We start from the raw sequence: 5,955 nt of genomic DNA on the forward strand, positions 1-5,955 counted from the left end.
ATGGGGGTGTCGTCGCTCATCCTGTCCTCCTGATGACTGCACTATAGCCTGTGCAGCTCTGGAGGGGGTCACTTCAGACCGCCATGATAGAAGACAATATCGGCACGCTTATCCTGAGGCATGTCGGCCTCACTGGCGGAGTAGATTGATAGGGAATCGAGGTGGCCGCGCAGTAGTGAAATAGTTATATCGCGACAATGGTTCTCTTTGCGAGGGAGGCCGTCATCTGTCCAGAAAAGGTTAATCTCGTCTTCCGAGCTTCCGCGTAACCGCTTGCCCAGCAGTCGTAGTTCTTCAACCACAATCGCGCGCAAATCGGCTACGCTGCCCGGCGGGCCGCCTTCTAGAACCATCTTGAGCTGGTCAAGCGTTGGCGGGTTATAGCCTTCGTTAGCCTGCTTCTGCCGCTGCTCGGAATAGACCATTCGCAGCGTCCATGTGTAACTGTCCTCGGGCGCATCTCGTAGCGCAGCGAGCGTCGCCATGGCCTCAGTTGATACGTCGCTTCCTAGACGAGTAATTAATGTTCGGATGTATTCCGCAGCGTCCCACAGGTTGGTGTCGCCGGTTGTGACACCACTTGGTCTGTTAACCTCGGGCCACTGCTCGCGAAAGGTTGTGATCATCCAGAAGAGTTGTTTGATCGATAGAAAAATGCCGGTTCCTTCGTAACGCCTACCATGTCCAACTCGGTCTCGGAGATGCCAAAGCAGTTCGGGCTCGATTGTACCGTTCAGCCGTGTGCGTGCCGCTTCGAAATCTATAAGCAGCGCCACCGCTTCCCAATTCCGACGCCGCTCGTCGCTAATTTCTCGCCCATGTCGCTCGGCCACCAGCGAACGCAACACATCACGACGGTTGGAACGCAGCAATCGGTCGATCATCTCGACCTCTGCCTCGCTCGACATGTCGGAGTATCGGGCTAACCAGTCCTCGGCGAGATCAGCGCTAAGACCGCTATCATCGCTGCGCATGAACGCCCAAAGATGGTCCACATGCTGACGCCGCCACCTCAACTGCGGCTCGATATAGAGCCGCGCCGCCTGCTTCCATCGTCCCCGCCGCTTCAACTCGGCCTCGATTTGGGGTGTGAGTTCCTCTACGCCGGCGTGATCGCCAATGTTTTCACGCCAGCACACGAATAGTCCGGCCGCCAGTCGCTCGCTACCCATTCCTTCAAATGGTTTTGACAATGTACGTGTTCTTTCGGCGAGGGCGGCAACGATGATGTCGCCTGCCGGCCAACGCTTACTTTTTGCGTAGCTCTGAGCAATTACCTTAGCACTGGGTCTTGATGGCTGGGCTTGGAGAAACGCTTCGAATCCTTCTTGCGCCGCTGACGCGACCTTTTCGCCCAACCACTCCACGACACGCTCATGTGCTGGCACGTTATCGCCTACATCTCGAAAACGTTTGAGATATGCCTGTGCAGGTGCGTGAATCCAGTTAATTCTGCCCGATTTGACTTCTTCTATGTTGGCAAGAAACTCTCGACGATGGTTGGCGAACTTGGCCGCCTGTTTCGCCCTGCGCTTTCGTTCCTTTTCCTCCCGTTTACGTTCCCATTTCGGAATCTGGCGCTCGGCCAGTCTATCAATCCAGGCCAGAAGATCGGGCCGGTGCTGGGCGAAGGGCTTAGCTGCCTCGCGCAGCATCTTTCCTTCTTCACCCCAAGTCTGGCCGAGATTGATCAATTCTCGCCAGCGTGCGTCAGCGCGATCATTCGGGTCCAGTGTTTGAAGCAGGCTGATGATCTCGGCCTGGGTGGGATATAGGTTGATGGCACTACGGTGAAGCGGCCAAGCTCGCTGCCAAATGTTCTTCTTACTAATCCGATCGAGCAGGACATGTCGCTGGATTGCTTGGCATACCGGCGCATTTGCCTTGAGCCATTCTTCGATCTCCTTGCCTTGGTCGCGCCGGTATGAGGCTTGCTCCTTGAACGGTTCTAGCCATCGCCACAGTTGCAGCGGCTCGACTGGACCACCTTCTCTGATACGCCTGAGCACGAGAGCATATTGAAGATCGATGAAATCGTTCTCTTCGATTCCTGCGTGCTCGGGAAGAAGCGCATTGGCCTGAATGGCGAAAAGATCAAGTAAGCCGTCTAGTCGCGCCACGGGAACATTTCTGGCGAGGAGATAAAGTCCAAGTATAGTGTTGCGCTCAGATTCATCCCCAAATGGGCATACTGACAGCCCATCGTGAGCGAGGACGATCGCGACAATCTGCTCGTCGCTGAAGGAATCTACGCCAATATCATCGAGCAACTCATACGCGAGTCGAAGTGCATCCTCCCGCACCTGCTGCCGCAACTCTTCAAGCAGCACGGACCAGTTCTCACCACCAAGCGAGACCAGTACCTGCGCGCTTTCATGGCGGATGCCGTACGGTTCGGCTTCATCGAGCATGCACTCGCGCAGCTGCGTCCGTTGCCCCTCGGCCGTTGGCGCGCCTTTGAGTTGCTGAAGCAAGAGCAGCCTCAGCCCGAACCCGGCTCCCCGGTCGCCAACTACGCGTGCAACCTCTTCCATTAGCTGCGGTTTTACCAACGCCGCCGCATGATGCTCCTGCCACCGGATGAACCACGGGTTGTCGTCGGTGAGTCGCTCAAGTGCTATGAATAACTGCCGCGCTTGATCGGACGTTAGCGCCTCAGCGTCACCATACTCGATCACGCCCATCGGGTCGGCGTCGATTACCGCGTCTGCCAGTTGCGGATCGCGCGCCAGCCAGGCGTGGAGGCCGCGCAGTGAAGAGGGCACTAGCCCATGCGATCGGAATATTTCAAGCAGCCTTTTCCGCTTTGTGCGAGTGTCGGCGCGCGCGGCTAGCCAGCGCGCGCCGACGAATTCACCGACGCGGCGATGGGCATAGGTCAGTCCGTCGAGATCGGCCGCGAAAAGTTTTGTGCTTGCCGCCAACTGCACGTGGCCGTTATCAAATGCCTCAACTTCTGCAAGTGGCAGTGCCTTATCAGCGGGGTCGATCGCGCCGCTTGGTTGATCGATGATGCGCGCATTGCTTGTCAGTATCAGAGCTGAAAAAGCTGCGCCCGCCGCATCAAGAACCGCGTCATGAGGCAGCTCGTTTTTCAGACGGTTATGTTCTTTCCTGAGCGTTTCTATCGCGTTCTCGAAAAGAGCACCGCTGGTCGCTGGCAACGGACGATCTTTGGGCAGGGCTGCTACCAGCTCTAGTGTCTGTGGGTTTCCGAGGAAATCGAGGCCGAACCGCACGAAATGATTGAGTAGTGACCGTGCACGCTTCGCGTTACAGATTAGTTGAGTGAGCAGCTCGTACTGTTCATCTTCGTCGAGCGGTTCGAGGTGCACTTCTAGTGGTGGCACATCGTCATATTGGTCGGCGATCGCCTGCGCTGAGATAGCAGCACGCCAATCTCCAACTCGGCAGCTTAGAATGAATGGTGGGTAGTCGAGTTCCCCTAGCTTCCGCAGTACTAGATCAACTGCATCCCCGTCAGATTGAGCGGACACTTCATCGAGCGCGTCGATAACTATACGCTCTGTGTCGCCGAGAAGCGTCTCGGGCCGCGGCTTATTAATCAACTGCTGCGCGCGGCAGAATGCGTTGCCATCTTTCGCGCCTAGCTCCTTAAGTAATTCGGTCTTCCCCATGCCGGGTTCACCAAGGACGACGATCGGCTCGCGGCGCCCCAGCAGGTCGTCCTGCTCCAATTGATGCTGGCCGTCTTGGTCAGCAAACCATAGCTTTCGGCGAAAATAGCTCACAGACTTTCCCTTGGCCAAGTTGATTCCTACTGCTAATCCTTAGCCTATCATTTGTTACTGTGGGAAAGGCATGGCTTGGGAATTGTCTTTTTAGGGCCGGAAGCGTGGTAGCCTAGACATTGGAATGCTGGCCTGGAGCGGTTTTTCTGATGCGACGCTCCTAGGCTAACCGGTTAGGCAGGCACCCTTGCTTGATCCCTTAACTAGCTCTTGGTATTTTCGTTCCAAGTTTGTTTAAATGTTGAAATAAATATTTTCTCTATATGCAAAATTAACGCCCCTCATTAAACAATGAAAAATAAAGTTGAGAGGCCTTCAAGATAGCGAATGGTTGCGGAGTATGTGGTCAGCAACATGGCTAGTGAATTTTTTAATTCCCTCGGAAAGTCAGTAGATGTGGGTTGATAGAATTTAAAATTCCGAGTTTTCTATTACGTGCTATCCATCTAGATCTATTGAGGAGTATGTGCGGATGGGCCGGCTTACTATTGTAGTCAATGCTTACCTCCCCCTCTCTGCCTGAAATATCCGCAGAGTAAAACTGCGCTCTGCTGAGGTGGCGGCCAATGGTTGTTAATTTTTATCTGTTGCGTAAATTTTAATTTACGAAGTGTGTTTATTTGAGGTTTTGAGGAAGTATGCTAAAGCGCCAAATGAGGTTATAAACGCGGCAAATCCAAATGAAGCAGCAACGTTTGATATGGATGCTATTCCCCCTAGTAGGATGCTTCCAATGCCTATTCCTAAGTTTATAAAAGATCCGAAGATAGCTAATGCAGTACCTCTGACGTCGTTACTGGCGCTATAAGCTACGATCTTGCCTAAGAATGGGTAAATGAAAGCCATTCCTAAAGCGACGAGCGATGTGCCAAGAATGATTAATAAGAAGTTTTTGAAATACGAAATAATCCCTAGCCCAAGAGCTTCTAGCATAAAGAATAAAGAGCATATGGCTGATTCTTTGTAACGCTCTATATATTTTGTTATAAATATTCGGCTTGACACCATCACAAAGCCAAATGTGAACACAACAGCTCCCGGCCATGCGAGATTTTTGTATTTCGCAACATCGACACCAAAAGAAACAATGGAAGCATACCCGAATCCAGAAGTCATTAATACAACTCCTGGTAAAAAGGAGATCTTAAAAGCTTCCATAATAAATGCTTTTCTTGTGCCCCTTCTTTTTTTTGGCTTTGGGTTATGTATTTTGAAAGATATAATTGCCCCTAATAAGGGAAGAATTGATGAGAGAAAAAGCGTCTGTCTGCCATCATATATATTGCTGACATAAGCTCCAAGCGGGGCACCGAAAGCAAGGACAAGATAATTAAGTGTTCCTATGGAACCAAGCTTACTGGCAAGACCAGTGTTTGTTGGCAAATCAACAATCCATGCTGTTGTTACTGACATCATGAAGCCAACTCCTATACCTAAACATAACCTTGTCAATAAGAAATGTGCAGGAGAAGAAGCTAGCAAGACTAAAGATGTTGATGCTGAAAGTATAAAAGCTGCTATTATAAGAAAATTCCTGTAGCCAAATTTGTTCATGAGAAAACCGCCAACTATACGGCTCGGAATGGCAGTAAAAGCATAACTCCCTATGACAACGCCAAGAGTAAGGTGGGAAAACCTTTCTTCATTTATTAGTATTACAGGAAGCGCTCCGAATGAAACCCCTACTACTGAGTAGCAAAGAATAACAGTTATGATTAGAAGGTAATGAGATTTTTCGGGTGCCTTTTTCATACCTAATCCTTAAGTCATTTCAAAAATCAAGTCTTTAGCGGCCATGTCGAGAACTTTGTTTATGCCGTCGCGAACTAAATTGGGGTTTTTGTGAGCAAAGTAAATTATGCCCGATTTGCCAGTGGTGAGAGTACGATCTACAGTATTAATTTCGCCTTCTGGGATCCCATGAGCTTTCCAAAAAGCTTGGTGTTTTTTAATTTCATTAACTCCAGGGGCTCCCTTTATACACCCTTCCTTGGTGGGACGTAATTGACAGTGCCCTAATGAGGTTGATAAATAATATGGCTTTTGTAGCATTTCAATAAAGTTTTTTCATTAATTATAGATTTCACCAATATAGAAGCTTGGCTGTATCCCATTGTTGGCTTATAAACCCTGAATTCAACCAATAAGCGCAGCACCTGCGGTATCCAGGGCGCCGGAGTATTCCCCCAGAAACACCTGTGCC

Annotated in this window: 3 protein-coding genes; all 3 read right to left on the reverse strand. The window is 50.7% G+C overall.

Annotation, left to right across the window (positions count from 1 at the left end; translation table 11 throughout):
* Positions 1-68: 68 nt before the first annotated feature.
* Positions 69-3,752, reverse strand: coding sequence for a hypothetical protein (locus LUN51_RS17335; protein ID WP_277812238.1), 3,684 nt, complete (start codon positions 3,750-3,752; stop codon positions 69-71).
* 603 nt (positions 3,753-4,355) lie between these two features.
* Complete coding sequence (locus LUN51_RS17340) at positions 4,356-5,504, reverse strand: MFS transporter (RefSeq protein ID WP_277812239.1); 1,149 nt, start codon at positions 5,502-5,504, stop codon at positions 4,356-4,358.
* 263 nt (positions 5,505-5,767) lie between these two features.
* The coding region (locus LUN51_RS17345; protein WP_277812240.1) for a hypothetical protein at positions 5,768-5,955 on the reverse strand (188 nt) is incomplete at its 5' end.

The sequence above is a fragment of the Chromohalobacter canadensis genome, assembly GCF_029544075.1.
In the GTDB taxonomy this organism is placed as follows: Bacteria; Pseudomonadota; Gammaproteobacteria; order Pseudomonadales; family Halomonadaceae; genus Chromohalobacter; species Chromohalobacter canadensis_A.